The sequence below is a fragment of the Streptomyces sp. NPDC050988 genome (assembly GCF_044456225.1).
In the GTDB taxonomy this organism is placed as follows: Bacteria; Actinomycetota; Actinomycetes; order Streptomycetales; family Streptomycetaceae; genus Streptomyces.
Map to the genome: position 1 here is coordinate 247,200 of NZ_JBITFQ010000006.1, position 19,739 is coordinate 266,938.

A 19,739-nucleotide genomic window follows, 5' to 3' on the forward strand; every position below is an offset into this window, starting at 1 on the left:
CCTCCGCCGCCCGCATGAGCGAACCCTCCGAACCCCCCGAGCCTGCCGAACCCACCGAGCCGGTCGAACCTCCCGAGCCAGTCGAATCTCCCGAGCCAGTCGAACCCACCGGGCCGTCCGCTCCCCGTGGCCCGCTCCCCCGCGTGCTCGAAGCCGTCCTGGGTGTCGGCGTCGACCCGGAGCTGCGTGCCACGCTCCAGCACATCGTGGACACCGCGGCCGAGCTGACCGACGCCCGGCACGGGGCGCTGGAAGCCACCGACCCCGTGGACGGCACCGCCGGTGACGGCCCGACGGAGTTCCGCGCGCCCGATCCACCGACGGCCGGGCCGGCCGCCCACAGCCGCCTCGACGTGCCGGTGCGCGTACGCGACGACGCGTACGGAAGCCTCCGCCTCACCGGGAAGCGTGGCGGCGGCCCCTTCACGGCCGAGGACGAGCAGCTGGTGCGGGTGCTTGCCACCCAGGCGGGCATCGCGATCGGCAACGCCCGCCTGCACGAGACGGCCCGTCAGCGGGAGCGCTGGATCGAGGGCGCGGCGGCCGTGACCACGGCGCTGCTCACCGGCGAGACGGCGGCCGACGCGCTGATGACGGTCGCCGAGCGGGCCCGGATGCTCGCCGGCGCCTCGGCCGGTGTGATCCTCCAGCCCACGGACGAGGGCGGTATGGAGATCGTGACGGCGTCGACGCCCGACGACCCGGGCGGTCTCGTCGGTACGACGATCGAGCCGGGCAGCGCGGTCCTTGAGCAACTCCTGGGCGGGGAGCCGGTGTTCGTCGACGACTCGGCGACCGACCCGCGTATGACGACGCGGGTACGGCACCGGTTCGGGCCGAGCATGCTGCTGCCGCTCCAGGCCGGCGGCCGGCTCATCGGCACCCTCGCCCTCCCGCGTCGTCGCGGCGACCGCCCTTACACGTCCGTGGAGCAGTTGCTGGCCACGCAGTTCGCCTCGCAGGCCGCCCTCGCGCTCGTCCTCGCGGACGCCCAGCAGCGGCGGGAGCGGCTCGCGGTCTTCGAGGACCGTGACCGGATCGCGCGTGACCTGCACGATCTGGTCGTACAGCGGCTCTTCGCGACCGGCATGATGCTGGAGTCCACCCAGCGCCGCACCGCCGAGGAGGAGCGGGACGCCGAGGTCCACGCGATGCTGGGCCGGGCGGTCGAGGAACTCCGGTCGACCGTCCAGGAGGTCCGTACGGCGATCTTCGCGCTGCAGCAGCCGCCCGCCGACGCGCCCACCACGTTCCGGGGCAAGGTCCTCCGCGAGACGGCGGGCGCCGCGACGGCCCTCGGCTTCCAGCCGTCCGTGCAGTTCACGGGACCGGTCGACGCCCGGATCCCGAACCCGGTGGCCACCCGCCTCCTCACCGCCCTCCGCGCCGCCCTCGCTGCCGCGTCCCGCCGCACCGGCGCCACCCGCGTCACGGTCTCGATCGACGCGACGACGACACTCCCGGACGGCCGCCCCGGCGTACGGCTGACGGTGTTCGACGACGGCGAGGGGGAGGGGAAGGGGGAGCCGGACAGGAACGACGAACCCGGAACCGGAACGACTACGACATGGCAGTCCCCCCTGCGAACACATCCGTGAGCCGAACAGCCCGCTCCCTCCACCCCACGAGCCAACGGCTGTTACACGTGGGAAACCTTGACGATCGCCGCGCCGGATGCCACGATTCCGGCGCCTCGATGTTTACGTAAACATCACCCCGAGTCGAGCCCTCAGCCGCGCGCGGGCTCCAGCCGCGCGCCGAGCCGCCATCCCCTGAAAGGGCAAGCTGATGCGCAGAACCCCCGCCGGCACCCGCTTCACCCCCCGGCTGCGGGCCGCCTTCGTGGCGCTCCTGATCGCCGGGGCCGGCGGCACGACCGTCGCCGCCGCTCCGGCCGACGCCACGTCGAGTGGGTACACGGGCGGACAGACGAGCGGGCTGAGCAGGGACACGACCCAGTTCAAGGGCGTGAACTGGGCCGACCCGCGCGACAACTTCGCAGACGACCCGGTCGTGCTGTCGGGCCTGTCGACGTCCGACACCTACGCCCAGACGTACACGAAGGCGAGCCGGGTGATCTCGGCGTTCCGCGCGAACCTCGGTGCCAACACGGTCCGGCTGCCCATCAACCCGTACACGGTGAACGGCCGTTACTGGAAGTCCTATCGCGGAGTCATCGACGCGGCCTCGGACAAGGGCTTCAAGGTGATCCTCTCCTACTGGGAGGGAACGGGCCCGCGCAAGGACGGCTTCATCGACGACACGGCCACCTACTGGCCCATGTGGAACACCGTGGTCAAGGCCTACAAGAGCGACAAGCGGGTCTACTTCGAGCCGATGAACGAGCCCCACGGCTACACCGACACCGAGTGGGCGGACATAGCCGCGAAGTGGCTGGACACGTACCGGCAGGTCCCCCGCAACCGGGTCTTCGTCAGCGGCGCCGGCTACAACGACCATGTCACGACCGTCTGCGCCGACCCGCGCCTCAAGGGCACCTATCTGTCGCTGCACCACTACGGGTTCTGGAAGGACTACGCCACCTACGACCAGTGGGTGGCCGACCTCAAGGTCCGCATCGGTGACTGCGCGAACCGGACCGTCGCCGACGAGTTCGGCTCCCCGATGACCACCGGCTTCGACTACAACAAGCCGACCCCCGACAACAACTTCATCAACTACCTGCAGGCCGTCACCGACACGTTCCGCGAGCTCAGGATGGGCTCCGTGTACTGGCCCGGCCTGCGCACGGACGACACCTACTCCCTGCAGACCCTGACCGGCGACCCGGCCCGCCCCTGGCTGACCACCACCAACCAGTCCGGCGCCGACCGCCTGGCCTGGTCCTGGGGCCGGGGCAGGCCCGTACAGCCGTAGTCCGGCCCTCACCCCACCCACAACACCGGGGCTCCGCCACCCTTCACCGGGAGGCGGAGCCTGTGGTCCGACGAGATCAGCCCCGTACGTCCCGCTGCTGAACTTCCTTGAGCACCCCGGCCACCGTCACGAAGTCGTTGTCCACGTGGAGGACCGTGTGGCCGTGGTGGACGGCCGTCGCGCACACCAACAGGTCGATCGGTCCTGCCGCACGATGTTGGCCCTGCTGGGTCAGCTTGTACTGGGCGGTGTCGACCCAACGCCAGGCGTTCTTGGGAACGGGAGAGAGCAGGAAGAGGGCGTCCAGCTCCTCCGCGAGCTCGTCCCGGTGGGCCGGGCTGGTGGCCGAGTAGAGAAATTCGACGCGCGTCGGCTCGCAGAGGTGGAACACTCCGGCGGCGATGTGCCCCTGCCAGGGCAGCAATGCTCCGGGGGTGCGGAACAGGTGCCACAGGGCGGAGGTGTCCAGCAGGTACGTGATCACTCGAAGGCCTCGCGTCGGGCTCGCTTGGCCGCCCCCTGCGCCGCCGCGGCCTGCTCGAACTCGCCACGCGCACCGCGCGCGGCCAGCTTCTCGGCGGCGTCGAGGCGCTTGATCCGTGCCACGTAGTCCCGCAGGGCCGCGTTGACCGTCTCCTTCTTCGTGGTGGCACCCATGAGCCGCATGGCCTCGGCCAGTGCCTCGTCATCGAGATCAATCTGCGTGACGGACATCGGGGACCTCCAGTATCCGCTATGTATGTCATCACGATACATCACCAACATTTAGGCAGGGACTCGAGCACAGCTCAGGGGAAGCTCCCGCGCCCCGCGTCCATCCGGAGTGGTTTAGGACGTTTGCGTCAGGATCGGTGCCCTATGGCGTGATCCGGTGGGTAATCTCGCGCTGCCACCGGCCGAATCGTCTCCCAGCGGACTCAGGAGAAGCGTCATCGCCGAGCAGAAGCGAGGAGAGGCCGCCGAGGCCGTTCCGGGGAATCAGCCCCAGGAAGCCGACCAGTTGAGGGACATTCTGCGTCGGCCCGAGTATCTGCGGGCGCTGGTGTTCTGCGCGGTGATCGGGATCCTGGTGTCGTTCGCCGCGTTCTGGTTTCTCGTGCTGCTCCATGAGATGGAGAGTCTGATCTGGGTGGACTGGCCGCACGATCTCGGGTGGACGACTCCCCCGTGGTGGTGGCCGCTCCCCCTGGCTCTGGTGTCGGGGGCGGTCGTCGCCCTGGTCGTCCTGCGTTTTCCCGGCAGGGGCGGGCACATTCCGGCGGGGGGCCTGCATGCGGGAGGCGCGTCGAAAGCGGCGGTTCCCGGGGTGGCCCTCGCCGCGCTGGCCAGCCTGCCGCTGGGTGCCGTGCTCGGACCGGAGGCACCGCTGATCGCGCTCGGCGGTGGTCTGGCGCTGGTCTTCCGTGATCTCGTACGCGCGCCCGCGACCGAGTCGAGCACGGCGCTGCTCGGTGCGGCCGGCGCCGCGGCGGCCGTCTCCACGATCTTCGGCAATCCGCTGGTGGCGGCCGTGCTGCTGATGGAAGTGGCCGGGGTGGGTGGCCCGCAGCTGTTCGTGGTGATGCTTCCCGCGCTGCTGGCCGGCGGAGTCGGCGCCATCGTCTTCACCGGTTTCGGCCACTGGACCGGGCTGGACGCCGAGAGCCTCAACATCGGGCTGCCGGCTCCGCCCACCCTGGACCTCGGCGACGTCGTGTGGGCGACGCTGATGGCCGTCGTCCTCGGGGCGGCCGTCCACTGGATCATCATGGGCGGCCGGGTCGCGGCGCGCTTCGTCGCCGGGCACGTCGTACGGAACACAATGCTCTGCGCGCTCGCCGCGGGCGGCTGCGCGACGCTCTACGCGGTCGTCACCGGCCGCTCGCCGGCCGAGGTCGCCCTGTCGGGCCAGGCCACCCTGACCGAACTCGCCGCCCACCCGCACGCGTGGTCGGTCGGCAGTCTGGTGGCGGTCCTGGTGTTCAAGGGGATCGCCTACGCCTTGTGTCTGGGAAGCCTGCGCGGTGGTCCGGTCTTTCCGTCGCTGTTCCTGGGCGGTGCGATGGGTGTGCTCCTGTCGCCACTGCCGGGGCTCGGCGTCGTTCCGGGCATGGCGGCGGGCATGGCGGCCGCCTCCGCCGCCGCGCTCCGGCTGCCCGTCAGCTGCGTGGTGCTGGTGGTGCTCATGGTGGGCAACTCGGAGACCGTTCCGGTCATCGTGATCGCCGCTGTCGTGGCGTTCGTGACCACGGAGCTGCTGCCGCAGGGGCCGGGCATCCCGCCGTTCAGTGCGCGACCCGGTCGAGTCGGTGCGCGACCCGGTCGAGCGCCTCGTCCAGGGTCGTAGCCGCCATGATGAGGGAGAGATGGGTGAAGGCCTGCGGGAAGTTGCCGAGTTGCTCGCCGCTCGGGCCGATCTCCTCGGCGAACAGGCCGACATGGTTCGCGTACGTCTGCATCTTCTCGAAGGTGTAGCGGGCCTGTGGGAGCCGGCCCGCGCGGGCGAGGGCGTCGACGTACAGGAACGTGCACAGGCTGAACGTCCCCTCGGAGCCGCGCAGTCCGTCGGGCGAGGCCTTGGGGTCGTAGCGGTGGACGAGGCTGTCGGAGACGAGGACGCGCTCCATGGCGTCGAGCGTGTTGAGCCAGCCGGGGCTGCGGGGTGACACGAATCCCACGCGGGGGGCCAGCAGCAGGGAGGCGTCCAGGACGGCGTCGCCGTAGTGCTGGACCAGGGCCTGCTCCTTCTCGTCCCAGCCACGCTCCATGACCTGTTCGAGGATCTCGTCGCGGGCCCGTGTCCAGAGCACGGTGTCGGCGGGCCTGCTGAACTCGGCCGCCAGCTTCAGACCGCGGTCGAAGGCGGCCCAGCACATCACCCGGCTGTAGGTGAAGTCCTTGCGTCCGCCCCGCGTCTCCCAGATGCCCTCGTCGGGCCGGTCCCAGGAGTCGGCGAGCCAGTCCAGGGTGCGGGTCAGGCTCTTCCATCCGTGGTAGCCCGCCTGTTCGCCGATCGCGCGGCCCTCGGCCAGGGCGTAGAGGGCCTCGCCGTAGATGTCGAGCTGCAGTTGGTCGGAGGCGGCGTTGCCGGCCCGGACCGGGTAGGAGCCGCGGTAGCCCTCGAAGTTGTCCAGGATCTCCTCGGTCAGACGCGGATCGCCGTCGACCCGGTACATGATCTGGAGGGGTTCGTCGTCCGGGCCTTCCCGGGCGCCCAGGCGGTCGCCGAGCCAGTGGGTGAAGCGGGTCGCCTCCTCCACGAAGCCGAGGTCGAGCAGCGCCCGCACCGACAGGGAGCCGTCACGCACCCACGTGTACCGGTAGTCCCAGTTGCGCTCGCCGCCGACCTGCTCGGGCAGGCCCATCGTGGCGGCGGCGACCGGCGCACCCGTGGGCGCGTAGGTGAGGAGCTTGAGGGTGATCGCCGAGCGGTGCACCATCTCCGTCCAGCGGCCGTGGTAGTTCGAGGTGCGCACCCACCCCTGCCAGAAGTCGATGTTGCTCCAGAGCTCGTCGGTGATCCGCTCGGTGGTGGGTGGCGGCGGCGCCTCCCCGTCCTGCGCGCACACCGTGAACACCACGGCCGCCGCGTCGCCGTTGTGGAGGGTGATGCCGCCCCGGACGTCCTGCCCGTCCCGTTCGAGCGGGATGCCGCCCTGGAGGTAGGCGGTCGTGCCCGGGGTCCGGAAGGTCGCGGTGCCGTCCGTCAGGTCGAGTTCGTGGGTGGCCCGCCCGTAGTCGAAACGCGGCCGGCATTCGAGGCCGAAGCGCACGGTGCCGCGCACCGCGCGTACGACGCGCACCAGTTGGTGCCGGTCGCTCGCCGTCGGGCCCGTCAGCACCGGCATGTGATCGAGGATCTCGCCGACTCCGTCGGGTGACATGAAGCGGGTCACCACGACGGCCGTGTCCGGGTAGTAGAGCTGCTTCCAGGTGCCCTCGGGATGCTCGGGCGCGAGGAGGAAGTGGCCGCCGCCGTCGTGGTCGAGCAGGGCGGCGAAGACGCTGGGCGAGTCGAAGCGCGGTGCCGCGAACCAGTCGATCACACCCTTGGACGACACCAGGGCCGCGGTCTGCAGATCCCCGACGAGCCCGTGGTCGGCGATGGGCGGGTAGCGGTCCATGAGGGCCTCCTTGCTGGTCCCCCTTGCCGGTCCCGTTGTCGGCCGGTCCCGTTGTCGGCCGGTCCCGTTGTCGGCCGGTCGGTCCCTTGCTGGTCGCCCCCTTGTTCAGGCCGCTTCGGCCGTGACCCGCCCCGAGCGGACGGCGTCGACGAGTGCCTGGTGGTCCTTCTCGTTCTGGTCGGCGTAGCTCTCGGCGAAGGTCGCCAGCGCGCGGTCGAAGGAGTCGCCCCCGCCCAGATAGGCGGCGATGGCGATCCGGTCGCCGGACCGCGCGTGCGCCCGGGCCAGGGTGGCGCCGCACAGCTCACCGAAGGTCTTCATGCCGGCCGGCACCATCAGCTCGGGTTGGGCGATGCCCTTCCAGTCCCGCAACTGCCGTACGTAGAAGTCGCGTCGGCGCCCGTCGATCCCGTCGACCCGCTCCCAGCCGAGGAAGATGTCGCTGGTGGCCTGCATGAGCCGCTGGCCGGAGACCACCCGCTCGCCCTGCGTCGCGTGGGCGCTCGCGCCGGCGAAGGGCGCCAGCACCGACTGGTCGGCCTCCTTGGCCTGAAGGAGCAGCGGATCCTTGTCGTCCCGGCCCAGCAGGAGCACGATCCAGCAGCGGGTGCCCACGCTGCCGACCCCGACGACCTTGCGGGCCATGTCGGTGACCCGGTACTGCTGCAGCAGGGCCCGCCGGTCCGACTGCACTGTGTGGCCGTACCGTTCGATGAGCCGGTGGACCTCCTTCTCCAGCGCATCGCGTTCGACGCCCTGCAGCAGGTCCTGGAGCGGCGTGATCAGCGGAGGAACCGCGGCGATGCGGATCTGCCCGTCGACGACGCGGGTGAGCTTGCCGAAGGCCTGGAGGCTGTCCCGGCCGCGTGCCTTGGTCACCGCCTGCGACCAGCGGTCGCGGGCCAGGGCGCTCAGTTGCGGGCCGAACTGCTGCCGCACCCACGCCTCGTCGAACTGGGCGTACCACACGTCGAGGTTGCCCATCCTGGCGAAGCGCCGCATCCACTCGCGGTAGGACCGCACGGTCGCCCGCACGATACGGGCCCGCTCCTTGTCGCTGAAGTCGTTCGCCCGGCCCGCGATGACGAAACTCGCGGTCAGGCGCTTGACGTCCCACTCCCAGGGGCCGGGCAGCGTCTCGTCGAAGTCGTTGATGTCGAACATCATGCGGCGCTCGGGCGAGGCGAGCAGCCGGAAGTTCAGCAGGTGCGCGTCCCCGCACAGCTGCGCCCTGATCCCGCTCCGGGGGGTGTCGTCGAGGTCTCCGGCCATGATGGCGGCGGCGCCCCGGTAGAAGCGGAACGGCGACTCGGTCATCCGGCCGTAGCGGATGGGGACCAGCTCGGGAACCCTCGTCGCCGACTGCGCCTCGATGATGTCCACCGGGTCGGGCCGTTTGGCCGTGGGGGCGAACTCGGCGTGGCTGGAGCGGGGCGCGACCGACCGGGCGGCCTTGCCGTGTTCGGCCCGCTCCCGGGGTGTGCGGTGGCGGATGTCGCTTGCGTCCGAGTGGTTGGAGTTCATTGCAGTCGCTCCGCGATGTGGTCGCCGACGCGCAGTGCGTTGGCTATGGCGGTCAACGACGGGTTGACCGCCCCGATGCTCGGGAAGAAGCTCGTGTCGACGACGTAGAGGTTGTCGAGGTCGTGGGCCTTGCAGTTGACGTCGAGCGCGGAGCTTTCGGGGTCGTGGCCGAAGCGGACCGTGCCCGCCTGATGCGCGGTGGCGCCGATGGGCATGCCCTTGTGCAGGTAGATGCTGTGCGGCAGCAGATGGTGTTCGTGCATGCCCAAGTGGCCGAGCATGCTGTGCAGTTCGTGCCGCAGGCGCTTCAGCCCGGCGATGTTGTTCGTCTCGTCGAGGGCCAGGTGGATGCCGCCGTCCCGGTCCAGGGTGACGCGGTTGTCGGCCGCGGGCAGGTCCTCCCCGCACAGCCAGAAGTCGACCGCGTGGTGGGCGAGCACCTCGAAGGGCATGTCGGGGGCCATGGCCCCGGCCCAGCGGGGCGCTTCGCCGTGGATCTGCTCGGAGTCGGACTTGCCCAGCATCTGGATGCCGCCGAGGGGGTAGTCCCAGTCGTCGGATCCGAGATACCAGTCGTGCAGTGCCAGGGTCTTCTGGAACCTGGTGTCGTTGGGTTCCAGGGACACGGCCATCAGGGCCAGGTTGTTGTGGCGCATGTAGTGCCGGCCCACCACGTCCGAGCTGTTGGCCAGGCCCCGCGGATGCCGGTCGTCGGCCGAACGCAGCAGCAGGACGGCCGAGTTGACGGCACCACAGGCGACGACCACGAGGTCGGCGCTGAACTTCACGGTGGCGGCGTCCCCGTCCCCGACCGTCGCGACGACCGAGGTGACGGTGCGGCCGGTCGCGTCCGTGTCGAGGCGCCGTACGTCCGCGTGCGTGACCAACTCGACGTTGGCGTGTTCGAGAGCGGGGTCTACGCAGATGACCTGCGCGTCGGACTTGGCGCCGAGCAGACACGGGAAGCCGTCGACGCGGTCGCAGCGGATGCAGGCGCTGGTGCGGGTGGCCCGGCCCCGGTCGTCCTGCGTGAGGTTCACCCCGATCGGGAGGTGGAAGGGGTGCAGCCCCTGTTTCTCCAGATCGTGGCTGAGCTGCTGGATGCGCGGCTCGTGCTGGACCGGCGGGTGGGCGTACTGGGCGCTGGTAGGGCCCTCGGTCGGGTCCTCGCCGTGCCGGCCGTGGACGAGGTAGAGGTGCTCGGCCCGCGTGTAGTACGGCTCGAGTTCCTCGTAGGTCAGTGGCCAGGCCGGGGAGATGCCGTCGTGGTGCCGGAGTTCACCGAAGTCCTCCGGGCGCATACGGAAGAGTGCGGCGCCGTAGAACTTGGTGTTGCCGCCCACGTAGTAGTTGACCTCGGGCGGGAACTGGTTTCCGTGTTTGTCGTACCAGAACTCCGGAGCGCGGTACTTCCCTTTGACGAAGACCGCGGAGGACTCCCAGTTGTCGCGTTCGCGGGGCAGATAGTCGCCGCGTTCGAGAAGAAGGATCCGTTTTCCGGTGGGGGCCAGCCGGTGGGCGAGGGTGCCACCGCCCGCACCGGTCCCGATGATGATGACGTCGTAATGCCGTTCGTCCGTCATACCGGCCACCGTCCTCGGAGCATGCTCCGATCCGCCGGGTGAGGGGAACTCCAGATCCGACTACCAACGTATCGCCGGGTTACGTTGTCGGCGAGTTGGCCCGATCGGGTGATCCGAGACGTCGGGACACGGCGGGTTCCCGGGCGATGACCGCGCCGGCGGTGATGCAGAGGGCCACCACCACGCAGAGCGCGATCAGCCAGGACAGTACGGTGAAGACCGCGCCCAGCGACCCGTACCGGTCCAGGCTGCGGTTGAGCGCGGTGGGCACGTACAGCTTCGCGATCACCGTCAGTGAGGTCAGCGCCACCGCGGTGAGGACCGCCCCGGGCAGCAGGGGCAGCCAGGGGACGCGCGCGGCCAGCAGCAGGTGCTGGGTCCACCACCACACGCCCACCTCGACCGTCAGCAGCAGCGGCAGTCCCAGCCACATCCCCACGCCGAATCCCTCCCGCAGCGGACCTTGCAGGGCGATCACGGCGATCCAGACGGCGATCCACACGGGCCATCTCCAGGCGGCGACCCGGGCGCCCGCGCTCGGCATCAGCCAGGCGCGTTGGCACAGGCGCTGCATCGCGCGGCTGCAGGCGGTGGCGGAGAGCAGCACCATCAGCGCGCTCACCACCCCGGTGCTCTGCTGCAGAGTGGCGGGATCGGCCTGGTAGACCTGCTTGAACTGCTGGTCGGCGGCGCCGCTGATGCCGAGCACGTCGTGCACCGAGGTGACGATCTGGTCGCGCACCCCTTGCGGGGCGAAGGCGGCGACCAGGAAGAGCAGCGGTACGGCCGTCAGGAACGCCTGGGCCGCCAGCCGTGTCGCGGAGTCCAGCAGGTTCACCGCGATCAGGTGGGAGGTGAGCCGGGTGATCACCGGGAACCGCTCCTCGGCGGTACCGCGCAGCCGCAGCAGTCCTGCCCGCAGCCCGGCCGCGCGCCCGCGCCAACGGCTCCGCACGCCGTCCGTGGGCGGGCCGGGTTCTCTGCTCGCGCGCATGCTGCCCCCAGGGCGGATCCGGGCGCCACACCCCGAGGCGTGACCGCCCCACCAGAGTGCCGCCCACGACGGCCGTCCGGACCGGGGGCGCGAGCACCGTTGTGCCGTACGGGTGAGGAGGCCGCCGGGCCACCTGACCGGTGGGACGCCGGACGGTCACTGGGCAGCGACGACGACCGTCAAAGGATCGCGAGGGGATTGACCGGCGAGCCGGTGGCCGCGGGCAGCCGGAGAGGGGCGATCACACAGAGGAACGACCAGCGGGCCTCCTGCTCACAGATCTCCGCGAGGTCCTCGAACCGCAGGTAGTCGAGCAGCTGCAGTCCCATCGCGTGAACGGCGAGCACATGCACCGGGAACGCGACCCCGTCCACCGCGCTGGGGGCCGTGTCGTTGTTGCCGTCGCCGCCGAGCACGGCCACCTCGCGTTCGGCCAGGAACTCCATGGCCGTCGGATGGAGCCCGGCACGGGCGTCGGCCACGTCCCAGGGGCCGAGCTCCTCACGGCGCCGGCGGTGTCCGACCCGTACGAGGAGGATGTCGCCGCGGCCGACCCGTACCCCCTGCCGCGCTTCGGCCGCCGCGAGATCCTCGGCGCTCACGTTCGTTCCGGGTTCGAGCCAGGGGACGCCGTGCAGCCGGGGAACGTCGAGGAGGACCCCGCGTCCGACGATGCCGTCGCGGGCCAGTTCGACGGAGAGCGCGCTCGATCCGTCCGGCGACAGGGCGCCCGCCGCCGGTACACCGCCGTGCAGGGTGCCGTCGTAGATGACGTGGCACAGCGCGTCGAGGTGGCTGTCCACGTCACTGTGGACGTTCATGGCGAAGCGGTCCCGGGCGAACTCCAGGCCCTCCGCCACCGGCCGGGCGTCCGGCGGAGCGATGAGCCGGTGCTCGGCCGGATCGGCGTCGTCAGGTCCTGGCCGGGTGTTCACCGGGGCCGCGAGCGACACCGTACGCCCCGAACGCACCTCGCGGACGGCCGCCAGCACCTGTTCCCCGGTGATCGTGTCCAGGGCGCCCCGGCGAGTGGCGCCGCCCGGGGCCCTGCCGCTCAGGTGGCGGTGGAGCAACCGGAAACCGGCCTCGCTCAGCTGGTCCGGCGTTGCCTCGCTCAGCTCGTCGGGCATTCGCATGTCCCCACCCTCCGACAGGCGCCGGGTTCCGGCACGCCGAGTTGGCGGGCCCTGGGACCGCCGCGTCGACGGATTGATGGGCGCCCCGGCCGCGGACCGGCGTCGTACGCAACCCCGAGGGCGACGCCATCGAGTGCGACGCGCTGACCGGAGCCGCGAACGACGCGCTGACCGGAGCCGCGAACGAGGTGCTGCGCGGCCTGCGGGACCTCGGACTCGAAGGGCGTGGCTCGTGGCTCCCTCGTCCGGGGCCTCGAACCGCGTGCCGGCGGGCGATCCGGCGCCGGGTGAGCGCCCGCCGGTGCGAGCGGGCGGTCAGGCGGACGGCGTAGGTACGGCGCTGTCGTCGTCGCCGGTGTCCAAGAACTCGCGGATCGCCAAGGCGGCCAGCACGATCACCACCGTCCACAGCACGACCGCCGTGGTCGGGTAGTTCCAGGTGAACAGCACGATCGCGGCGACCACGAGGATCGCCCAGCCGATCCACCGCTTGTAGCGGTGCACGAACCGGCCCACCGGGCCCAGCCGGAGTCCCGCCGACACGGAGACGTCACGCAGAGCGCCGATGCCCTTGCCACAGCCCGTACGGACGAGGACGGCGACGCGGGCCGGACCGGTGAGGAAGGCGCCGATGGCGGTCACGAGGGCGAGCGCGCCGACCGCCCGCACACCGGCCCGCAGGAACCTGACCAGCGCGTCGTACACCGCGCCGGCCGCGGCCTCGGACATCCCGGCAGGCAGATGATTGAGATAGACCGTTCGCAGGAGGCTGAGCGTGATGCCGAGCAGCAGCATGGCGGCGAACACCCCCAGCGCGGCCCAGATCAGGGCCCGGCGACGGTGGACGGCCAGGTAGACACCCGCGGCGGCGATCAGCACGGCGATGATGGGGAGCCAGCTGCCGATGATCTCCAGCACCCTCATGTACCACTTGATCTGGCCGACGTCCTTGGACGCGAAGACCACGAACTCCGTGTGCACGTTCGGGATCAGGGCGGCCGGCTGGAAGCCCGCGCTGACCAGCCGGTCCTTGACCTGGGCCACGATCGGTCCTACGTCGATGGTGACCTGGCCGTCCTTGACGGACACCGCGCCGTCCGCCTCGCCCGTGAGGGCCTTGTCCAGGGCGTTGTGCGCCTCACGGTTGGCGTTCACCCAGACCGTGTCGAAGGCATCGCTGGAGACCACTCGCTCCACGGTCGCGCTGACCAGGCTCTTCAGCCCACTCTCGATCGGACCGTCCAGGTTGTCGATCAGCTTGGCCGCGTTCGGCGGGACACCCTTCTGGTCCGCGGCCTTCTGCAACTCCTTGACCAGCGCCTCCACGTCGACCTGCGCCAGGACGGCGGTGGTCACGCGGTCGGTGATCGCCTTCTGCACATCGGGATTGCTCGCCAGCGGCCCCACGGTGGCGACGTAGCGGTCGGTGTCCCGCACGATGCTGTTGGCCCAGACCGAGACGACGGCGAGGAGGGAGAGCAGCGAGGCGAGGAGGATCAGGAGGACCGATCCGGTGGACCGGAGCCAGTGGTGCCGTGCGGCCGCCCGGGGCCCACCGCTCTCCAGCGCGCTCACGCGATGCCGCAGCTCGTCCAACTCGTGGCGTTCGCGCGCCGAAAGCTCCTTGTCGCCGGACGGGCCGGCGGAGTCCCCGGACGGGCCGGAGGAGTTCTTGTCCGGGCCGGCGGAGTTCTTGTCCGGGTCTGGTGGTGGCGGGCCACTGGTCATGGTCCAAGAAGATCCGTACGAACCTGATCCGGCGACCTGGACGGTCCCGGCGGGTGATGACCGGCACCGCCCTGGAGCCCGGCGACTCCGCCGGAATCCTGGTCTACGAGAACCTGTGGGCCGTGCCCTTCGCCGCCGCCCTCTGCCGTGGCGACGCGCGGCTGGTCGCCTCCGGGCGGATCCCGGTACCGGCCGTCCTGGCCGCGCTGGACGCCGGTAGCGGCCGACGACGTAGGAGACCAACTGCTCCTGGGCCTCGACCTCGACCTCGGCCTCGACCTCGACCTCGACCTGATCGTCGTACTGGCTGCCGGCGCCCGCGTCGTGACGCATCGCGTCGGCCCGGACCGCTTCCGCCAGGCAGCTCCCCCCTTCCCCCGCTTCTCCCCCCTTCCGCCCGGCCCGTCAGTCGGTCGTGGGTTCGCCGAAGCCCGGGACGGCGGCCCGCACCCGGGCCAGAACGACCGGAAGACCGGCCGTGGCGTCCACGGTCATGCCCGGCTCGTCCGGTTCCAGTGGCTCCAGCGTCTCGAACTGCGAGTCGACCAGCCGGGCGGGCATGAAGTGACCGGTGCGCCGGGACACGCGGTCCCACGCGGTGTCCCGGTCCAGGGCGAGGTAGAGGCACCACAGCCGTCCGCCCGCGGCCGCCCGTAGCTCGTCGCGATAGGCCCGTCTGAGGGCCGAACAGGCCACGACCAGCCCCTCGTCGGCCTCGACGGAGCGACGGACACGGGCGGCGAGGGCACGCAGCCAGGGCTCGCGGTCGGCGTCGTCCAGGGCGTGGCCGGCGGTCATCTTCGCGAGGTTCGCGGCGGGATGGAAGCCGTCGCCCTCGACGAACGTCAGGCTCAACTGCTCGGCGACCGCCTTGCCGACGGTGGACTTCCCGGAACCGGACACGCCCACGACCAGCACGATCGGCGGTCCAATCGCAGCCCCATTCGCGGCCTCGTTCGTGGCCCCATTCGACGCCCCATTCGCGCCCCCGTTCACGGACTCTCGGGCTCCCGTCCGGCCGCCGTCCGCCGCAGGTCCGCCTCGGTGAGTGGCTGGAGGGCGCCGGCGGTGTCCAGCCGGTAGAGCAGGACGAGGGGCGGTCCGACGAGCACCACGGCGATGACCGTGACCAGCATCAGCCAGCGCAGCGTCGTCGACGCGCCGGCCGCCTGGGACACGGTCAGCGAGGTGGGGATGAGATAGGGCCGCTGGGCGAGCCCCCACGCCAGCACGACGAGGGCCACGCTGCCGACCGCGGTGATCCTCGCCCAGCCCGTGGCGGTGCGGTACAGCAGTCCGGCGGTGGCCAACGCGCCGACGGCGGCGGCCAGAACGAGGGCGAGACCGATTCCGCTGGTCAGTCCGTCGTGGACGTAACGCGCGTCGTCGTCGGTCACGACGAGGCCGACCACCGCCAGTACGGCGATGACGCCGAGGCTGGCCCAGGCCCGCAGCCGGAAGTATCCGACCAGGTCGGCGGCGTCGAAGCGGCGGGCGTCGGCGGTCAGGAACACGGCCCCGAGGAAGGCGGTCGCGGCGACGGTCAGCAGGCCGGCGATCACGGACGTCCCGTTGGACCACGCGTCGGCGGACGCCTTCGTCCCGGGAGCCACCCGGCCCGTGGCCAGCCCGCCGACCACCGCTCCGAGGAAGAAGGGCGTCACCACCGAGGAGACGGCGAAGGCGGCGCCGTAGACCCTGCGCCGGGCGAGGCGCCGGGTGGGCTTGCGCAGGGCGAAACCGGCGCCGCGCAGGACAAGCCCCACGGCCGCCAGCGCCAGCGGGAGCCACATCGCCGTGAAGACCGTCTGGAAGAGGACCGGGAAGCCGGTCCACATGACGACCAGGACGAAGATGAGCCAGACGTTGTTGGTCTCCCACACCGGTGCCATGGCGTGGTCGATGAGCCACCGCGGGCGCTTGCCGCGTTCGGCGCCGCCCGCGAGCAGGTCCCAGAACCCGGCGCCGTAGTCCGTGCCGCCTGCACACGCGTAGGCGGCCACCGCGGCCAGCAGCACCCAGGCGACGGCGTCCTCGATCATTCGCGGCCACCGTCCACGCCCGCGGTCGTGGACAACGGCCGGGGCCCGTAGGGGGTGTCGCCCTCCACGTCCCCGGCGCCGGCTCCCGTGAGAGCTCCCTCGTCGGCCAGCCGCCACCCTCTGCTCATCTTCAGGAGGACGGCCAGGAAGGCGCCGAAGACGAGTACGTAGACCACCACGACGATGCCGAGCATCACCCACAGGGTCGAGGCACGGGTGTCCGTCACCGCCTCCGAGACCCGCATGTTCTCGTAGACGATCCAGGGCTGCCGGCCCACCTCGGTCGTGATCCAGCCGCACTCCACGGTCAGCAGGCAGGCGCCGCCGGCGAGAGCCGCGCACCGGAAGAACCACCGCGACCTGGGCAGGTCACGGCGGCGGAGCCAGCACCAGCCGTACCAGAGCGCGAGCAGCATGAGCAGGCTGCCGATGGTCACCATGATGTCGAACGCCCAGTGGGCGATCGTGGCCTGAGTCGCCGTCGGGCGGTCGCTCGCGGGGACCGAGGTCAGGCCCGTCACCTTGGTGTCCGGGCTGAAACCGGCGAGGATCGAGTCCAGTTGGGGGATCTTGATCCCGCCGGAGATCGTCCCGTCCGGATGCAGACGCCCGAACATGTACTCCGGCACGTGTGTGTCGGTCTTCCAGACGAGCTCCGTCGCCGCGAACTTCACCGGCTGCTCGTGGAAGACGGAACGGGCGATCGAGTCCCCCAGCACGAACTGCACGGGGGTCAGAATCGCGGCGACGGAGAACGGCACGGTGAAGCCGAGCCGGTGATAGCGGTCCCGGCGGCCCCGCAGCCAGCCGACCGCGTACACCCCGGCCACGACATAGCCGGCGGTCAGGACCACACCGACCACGAAGTGCCAGTACTCCGGGCCGAGCATCGGCGTGAAGATCGCCTTGCGTACGTCCACGCCCACGGGATTGCCGGAGGCGTCGAGGTCGAAGCCGCGCGGGGTGTTCATCCAGGCGTTCGCGGCCACGATGCCGAACGCCCCCATCAGGGCGGCCAGCGGCAGGGGCAGGCCCAGCCAGAAGTGCGTCCACGGCTTGAGCCGGCGCCAGCCGTACAGGTAGATGGCGATGAGGATCGCCTCAAGGAAGAACGCCCATGCCTCGACCCCGAAGCCGAGGCCGAAGACGTCGCCCCACCGGCCCATCATCCCGGGCCACAGCAGGCCGAGTTCGAAGGAGAGCACCGTGCCGGTCACGATGCCGATGGCGAACTGGACGGCCATGACCGCCGACCAGCGCCGCGCGAGCAGCAGGGCCACTGCGTCGCCCTTGCGCAGTCCGCGGTAGTGCATCAGGAGGGTGATGGCGGGCAGTGCCACGCCGAAGGGCACGAGCAGGATGTGGGAGCCCAGGGTGAAGGCCATCAGCTCCCGGGCCGGCAGGAGTTGTGGAGGGCCGTCCGCCAGAAAGTGGTCGATCGCGCTGTTCACATGGTCCTCGGTGGCTCGTACCGGGTGGCTGACGGGCGGCGCGTCTCAGCCACCCGTGGCGAACCCGGGGAACAGCGTCATGCCGCCGTCGACGTAGAGCGTGGTCCCCACCACGTAGTCGAAGAGGTCGGAGGCCAGAGCGGCCACCACGTTCGCGATGTCGTCCGGGTCGCCGACGCGGTCGTAGGGCACGAGCCGCAGAAGCTCGGCCTCGGCCTCGGGGGTGTCCCAGGCGCTGCGGTTGATGGGCGTGCGAATCGCTCCCGGGGCGACCGCGTTGACCCGGATCCTGTGCGGCGCGAGCTCCTGCGCGAGGGTCGCCATCAGCATCAGGACGCCGCCCTTGGACGACGCGTAGTTCACATGCCCGGCCCAGGGGATGATCTGGTGGACCGAACTCATGCAGATGATTTTCCCGGCGGAGCGCGAGACCTCCGGGACCACGCCCCGGCGCATGAATTCCTTGGCCGCCTCACGGGCGCACAGGAACTGTCCGGTCAGATTGACGTCCAGCACCTTTTTCCACTGGGCCATGGTCATATCGGTGAGGGCGGCATCGCGTTGGAGTCCCGCATTCGCCACCATGACGTCGATGGTCCCGAACTTCTGGACCATGCGGTCCACCATGTCGCTTACCTGTTTCTCCTGCGACACGTCCGCCTCATGTGCGTAGGCCCGGACGCCGAAACTCTCGATCTCGCGCACCACGTCCTCGGCGGCGTCCCGCCCTGCCACGTAGTTCACCACCACATCGGCACCCGCCCGCCCCAAGCCGATGGCCGTGGCTTTGCCGATGCCGGAATTCGCGCCCGTCACCAATGCTTTCTGGCCTTTGAGGAGCGGGTGGGCAAGGGGCCGGCGAGCGTCACTGCCACTGGTTTCCACTCGTGTCTCCCTGTGAGTGCCGAAGCGGACATCGAGGGAATCCGCCGACAACACGAAACACAAGGGGGAACCCGTACGGCCCGGCGGCACGTCCCGCGTCAGCCACTCGGGGGGCTGTCCCGCGCCGAACGGCGCAGTACGCGACCGCCGGGCCGCTCGGAACGGCGCGGCCGACTATTCGGTGCGAGCCTCCCGGCCCCTTCCGACACACAGCGCCCAGATGACGAAGGCGTCGACGGCGATCAGGACGACGGCCCAGACGGGCTGGTACGGCAGCCACATGAAGTTGGCGATCATCGACAGGCCGGCGAGGGCGATACCGATGACTCGTGCCCACATCGCACCGCGGAACAGGGCGGCACCCGCGAGAACCACGAGAACGCCGAGGGCGAGGTGGATCCAACCCCAACTCGTCAGGTTGAAGTTGTACGCGTAGTCGCTGGTGACCACGAAGACATCATCCTCGGCGATAGCGGCAATTCCCTGGAATATCGCCATCGCTCCGCCGAAGATCATCATGACGCCGGCGAATCCGGTCCAGCCCGTCACCCACGCCCCTTCGCTGCCGCTTCTGGTTCCGTGCCCGTGGTGCATTCCGGTTGTGGTCATATCGAGCTCCTCCCACATGGGCCTCGCCACTGTGGTGCGGCCGGGGCCGTGACGCACATATCAGTTTGACACGTGCAGCACAGGACGGCACAACGCAGGAATATACGCAAGGCGGCATCGAGGCCGAGATGCGAGGCAATTCAAACAGTGATCCAATGGAAGGGTGCGGTGTGCGCCGATATGGGCGACCGATATGGGCGCGCCGACCCGAGAGGTGTTTGTCGCGCACACCTTCGGCGAGCCGTGGTGGCCGGTACAGCGACCACCGTGCCGAACCGCTTGTCCCGCCGCCTGCAGGGGCGATGGGCCCGCACAGTCACACATCGACATGACCAGCAAAATCGACCAGCTGAAACAACTCGGAGAACTCAAGGACCAGGGCGTCCTCACCGAAACCGAATTCAAGGACCAGGAGATCAGGATCCTGAGTTCCTCATCTTGTGAACTTCTGAGTGACTTCGACCCAATCCTTGAGCCACTCGGGATGCAATGGACTGGCCTTTCCGAAAAGGCCAGTCTCTGAACGGCCCGACCGCATCCCGATGACCAGACCGTACGCCGGCCCAAAGGGTCGGCGTACGGCGTGCGGCGTGGAAGCAGCCCGAGTCGCCTGGGATGCCCCCGCGAGGGCGCCCAACCGGCCGCTGCTCGCCGTGACGATCCAAGAGGCAGGGCGCCCGCGGACCGTGGGGGGGGGGGGGGGGGGCCCCCCCCCCCCCGCCCCCCCCCCCCGGGGGGCCCCCCGGGCCCCCCCCCCCCCCCGGGGGGGCCCCCCCGCGCACCCCCCCCCCCCCCCCCCCCGCCGCC

At 70.6% G+C, this 19,739-nt stretch carries 17 protein-coding genes and 1 pseudogene; 5 read left to right on the forward strand and 13 right to left on the reverse strand.

Annotated features, from left to right (window positions below; genetic code table 11):
* Positions 1 to 14: 14 nt before the first annotated feature.
* On the forward strand, positions 15 to 1,598 hold the full coding sequence (locus ACIBEI_RS16880) for a GAF domain-containing sensor histidine kinase (protein ID WP_398889362.1): 1,584 nt from the start codon (positions 15 to 17) through the stop codon (positions 1,596 to 1,598).
* Between the two features lie 190 nt (positions 1,599 to 1,788).
* The gene (locus tag ACIBEI_RS16885) at positions 1,789 to 2,877 is read left to right on the forward strand and encodes a glycoside hydrolase family 5 protein (protein ID WP_398889364.1); all 1,089 of its coding nucleotides are present in this window, start codon (positions 1,789 to 1,791) and stop codon (positions 2,875 to 2,877) included.
* A gap of 76 nt (positions 2,878 to 2,953) precedes the next feature.
* Here the strand turns inward: ACIBEI_RS16885 and ACIBEI_RS16890 are convergent, their stop codons facing one another.
* Both ACIBEI_RS16890 and ACIBEI_RS16895 read right to left on the reverse strand, forming a co-directional pair.
* The gene (locus ACIBEI_RS16890; protein WP_398889366.1) at positions 2,954 to 3,361 is read right to left on the reverse strand and encodes a PIN domain nuclease; all 408 of its coding nucleotides are present in this window, start codon (positions 3,359 to 3,361) and stop codon (positions 2,954 to 2,956) included.
* Complete coding sequence (locus tag ACIBEI_RS16895) at positions 3,358 to 3,591, reverse strand: type II toxin-antitoxin system VapB family antitoxin (RefSeq protein WP_398889368.1); 234 nt, start codon at positions 3,589 to 3,591, stop codon at positions 3,358 to 3,360. The genes ACIBEI_RS16890 and ACIBEI_RS16895 overlap by 4 nt, the downstream gene beginning before the upstream one ends.
* Positions 3,592 to 3,886: 295 nt before the next feature.
* Here ACIBEI_RS16895 and ACIBEI_RS16900 point away from each other — a divergent pair, with 295 nt between their 5' ends.
* Positions 3,887 to 5,203, forward strand: coding sequence for a chloride channel protein (locus ACIBEI_RS16900; RefSeq protein WP_398889603.1), 1,317 nt, complete (start codon positions 3,887 to 3,889; stop codon positions 5,201 to 5,203).
* On the opposite strand, the gene ACIBEI_RS16905 is transcribed toward ACIBEI_RS16900, so the two are convergent.
* The 6 genes from ACIBEI_RS16905 to ACIBEI_RS16930 all read right to left on the reverse strand — a co-directional run bounded on the left by ACIBEI_RS16905 (position 5,142) and on the right by ACIBEI_RS16930 (position 13,945).
* Positions 5,142 to 6,980, reverse strand: a complete 1,839-nt coding sequence (locus ACIBEI_RS16905; RefSeq protein ID WP_398889370.1) for a glycoside hydrolase family 15 protein — start codon at positions 6,978 to 6,980, stop codon at positions 5,142 to 5,144. The genes ACIBEI_RS16900 and ACIBEI_RS16905 overlap by 62 nt on opposite strands.
* Positions 6,981 to 7,085: 105 nt before the next feature.
* Positions 7,086 to 8,504: a DUF2252 domain-containing protein gene (locus ACIBEI_RS16910; RefSeq protein WP_398889372.1), complete on the reverse strand. Its 1,419-nt coding sequence runs from the start codon at positions 8,502 to 8,504 to the stop codon at positions 7,086 to 7,088.
* Positions 8,501 to 10,087, reverse strand: coding sequence for a GMC oxidoreductase (locus tag ACIBEI_RS16915; protein ID WP_398889374.1), 1,587 nt, complete (start codon positions 10,085 to 10,087; stop codon positions 8,501 to 8,503). Before ACIBEI_RS16915 ends, ACIBEI_RS16910 begins: the two co-directional genes overlap by 4 nt.
* Positions 10,088 to 10,166: 79 nt before the next feature.
* Positions 10,167 to 11,081 carry a YhjD/YihY/BrkB family envelope integrity protein gene (locus ACIBEI_RS16920; protein WP_398889376.1) on the reverse strand — a complete coding sequence of 305 codons (915 nt, stop codon included), beginning with the start codon at positions 11,079 to 11,081 and terminating at the stop codon, positions 10,167 to 10,169.
* 179 nt (positions 11,082 to 11,260) lie between these two features.
* Entirely contained in the window at positions 11,261 to 12,217 is a 957-nt protein-coding gene (locus ACIBEI_RS16925) for a cyclase family protein (RefSeq protein WP_398889378.1), read from the reverse strand.
* Between the two features lie 315 nt (positions 12,218 to 12,532).
* Positions 12,533 to 13,945: a hypothetical protein gene (locus tag ACIBEI_RS16930; RefSeq protein ID WP_398889380.1), complete on the reverse strand. Its 1,413-nt coding sequence runs from the start codon at positions 13,943 to 13,945 to the stop codon at positions 12,533 to 12,535.
* 68 nt (positions 13,946 to 14,013) lie between these two features.
* On the opposite strand from ACIBEI_RS16930, the pseudogene ACIBEI_RS16935 reads away from it, so the two are divergent.
* Positions 14,014 to 14,160, forward strand: a pseudogene (locus tag ACIBEI_RS16935) (DUF1269 domain-containing protein); the annotation flags it as partial.
* Positions 14,161 to 14,350: 190 nt separating this feature from the next.
* On the opposite strand, the gene ACIBEI_RS16940 reads toward ACIBEI_RS16935, so the two are convergent.
* The 5 genes from ACIBEI_RS16940 to ACIBEI_RS16960 form a co-directional block, all read right to left on the reverse strand.
* Positions 14,351 to 14,863 carry a gluconokinase gene (locus ACIBEI_RS16940; protein ID WP_398889382.1) on the reverse strand — a complete coding sequence of 171 codons (513 nt, stop codon included), beginning with the start codon at positions 14,861 to 14,863 and terminating at the stop codon, positions 14,351 to 14,353.
* 74 nt (positions 14,864 to 14,937) lie between these two features.
* Complete coding sequence (locus ACIBEI_RS16945) at positions 14,938 to 15,987, reverse strand: cytochrome d ubiquinol oxidase subunit II (protein WP_398889384.1); 1,050 nt, start codon at positions 15,985 to 15,987, stop codon at positions 14,938 to 14,940.
* Positions 15,984 to 17,372 carry a cytochrome ubiquinol oxidase subunit I gene (locus ACIBEI_RS16950; protein WP_398889605.1) on the reverse strand — a complete coding sequence of 463 codons (1,389 nt, stop codon included), beginning with the start codon at positions 17,370 to 17,372 and terminating at the stop codon, positions 15,984 to 15,986. The genes ACIBEI_RS16945 and ACIBEI_RS16950 overlap by 4 nt, the downstream gene beginning before the upstream one ends.
* A 111-nt stretch (positions 17,373 to 17,483) precedes the next feature.
* On the reverse strand, positions 17,484 to 18,323 hold the full coding sequence (locus ACIBEI_RS16955; RefSeq protein ID WP_398889386.1) for an SDR family oxidoreductase: 840 nt from the start codon (positions 18,321 to 18,323) through the stop codon (positions 17,484 to 17,486).
* 174 nt (positions 18,324 to 18,497) lie between these two features.
* Positions 18,498 to 18,932 (reverse strand): hypothetical protein, encoded by a 435-nt coding sequence (locus ACIBEI_RS16960; RefSeq protein WP_398889388.1) that lies wholly within the window; start codon positions 18,930 to 18,932, stop codon positions 18,498 to 18,500.
* Between the two features lie 328 nt (positions 18,933 to 19,260).
* On the opposite strand from ACIBEI_RS16960, the gene ACIBEI_RS16965 reads away from it, so the two are divergent.
* Positions 19,261 to 19,455 carry a hypothetical protein gene (locus tag ACIBEI_RS16965; protein ID WP_398889390.1) on the forward strand — a complete coding sequence of 65 codons (195 nt, stop codon included), beginning with the start codon at positions 19,261 to 19,263 and terminating at the stop codon, positions 19,453 to 19,455.
* Positions 19,456 to 19,739: the final 284 nt, after the last annotated feature.

Excerpts from the sequence above, each read along its gene's own strand:
- ACIBEI_RS16880 (WP_398889362.1), top strand. The coding sequence starts at position 15 with ATGAGCGAACCCTCCGAACCCCCCGAGCCTGCCGAACCCACCGAGCCG.
- ACIBEI_RS16885 (WP_398889364.1), top strand. The coding sequence starts at position 1,789 with ATGCGCAGAACCCCCGCCGGCACCCGCTTCACCCCCCGGCTGCGGGCC.
- ACIBEI_RS16895 (WP_398889368.1), bottom strand. The coding sequence starts at position 3,591 with ATGTCCGTCACGCAGATTGATCTCGATGACGAGGCACTGGCCGAGGCC.
- ACIBEI_RS16905 (WP_398889370.1), bottom strand. The coding sequence starts at position 6,980 with ATGGACCGCTACCCGCCCATCGCCGACCACGGGCTCGTCGGGGATCTG.
- ACIBEI_RS16910 (WP_398889372.1), bottom strand. The coding sequence starts at position 8,504 with ATGAACTCCAACCACTCGGACGCAAGCGACATCCGCCACCGCACACCC.
- ACIBEI_RS16915 (WP_398889374.1), bottom strand. The coding sequence starts at position 10,087 with ATGACGGACGAACGGCATTACGACGTCATCATCATCGGGACCGGTGCG.
- ACIBEI_RS16920 (WP_398889376.1), bottom strand. The coding sequence starts at position 11,081 with ATGCGCGCGAGCAGAGAACCCGGCCCGCCCACGGACGGCGTGCGGAGC.
- ACIBEI_RS16925 (WP_398889378.1), bottom strand. The coding sequence starts at position 12,217 with ATGCGAATGCCCGACGAGCTGAGCGAGGCAACGCCGGACCAGCTGAGC.
- ACIBEI_RS16930 (WP_398889380.1), bottom strand. The coding sequence starts at position 13,945 with ATGACCAGTGGCCCGCCACCACCAGACCCGGACAAGAACTCCGCCGGC.
- ACIBEI_RS16945 (WP_398889384.1), bottom strand. The coding sequence starts at position 15,987 with ATGATCGAGGACGCCGTCGCCTGGGTGCTGCTGGCCGCGGTGGCCGCC.
- ACIBEI_RS16950 (WP_398889605.1), bottom strand. The coding sequence starts at position 17,372 with ATGGCCTTCACCCTGGGCTCCCACATCCTGCTCGTGCCCTTCGGCGTG.
- ACIBEI_RS16960 (WP_398889388.1), bottom strand. The coding sequence starts at position 18,932 with ATGACCACAACCGGAATGCACCACGGGCACGGAACCAGAAGCGGCAGC.
- ACIBEI_RS16965 (WP_398889390.1), top strand. The coding sequence starts at position 19,261 with ATGACCAGCAAAATCGACCAGCTGAAACAACTCGGAGAACTCAAGGAC.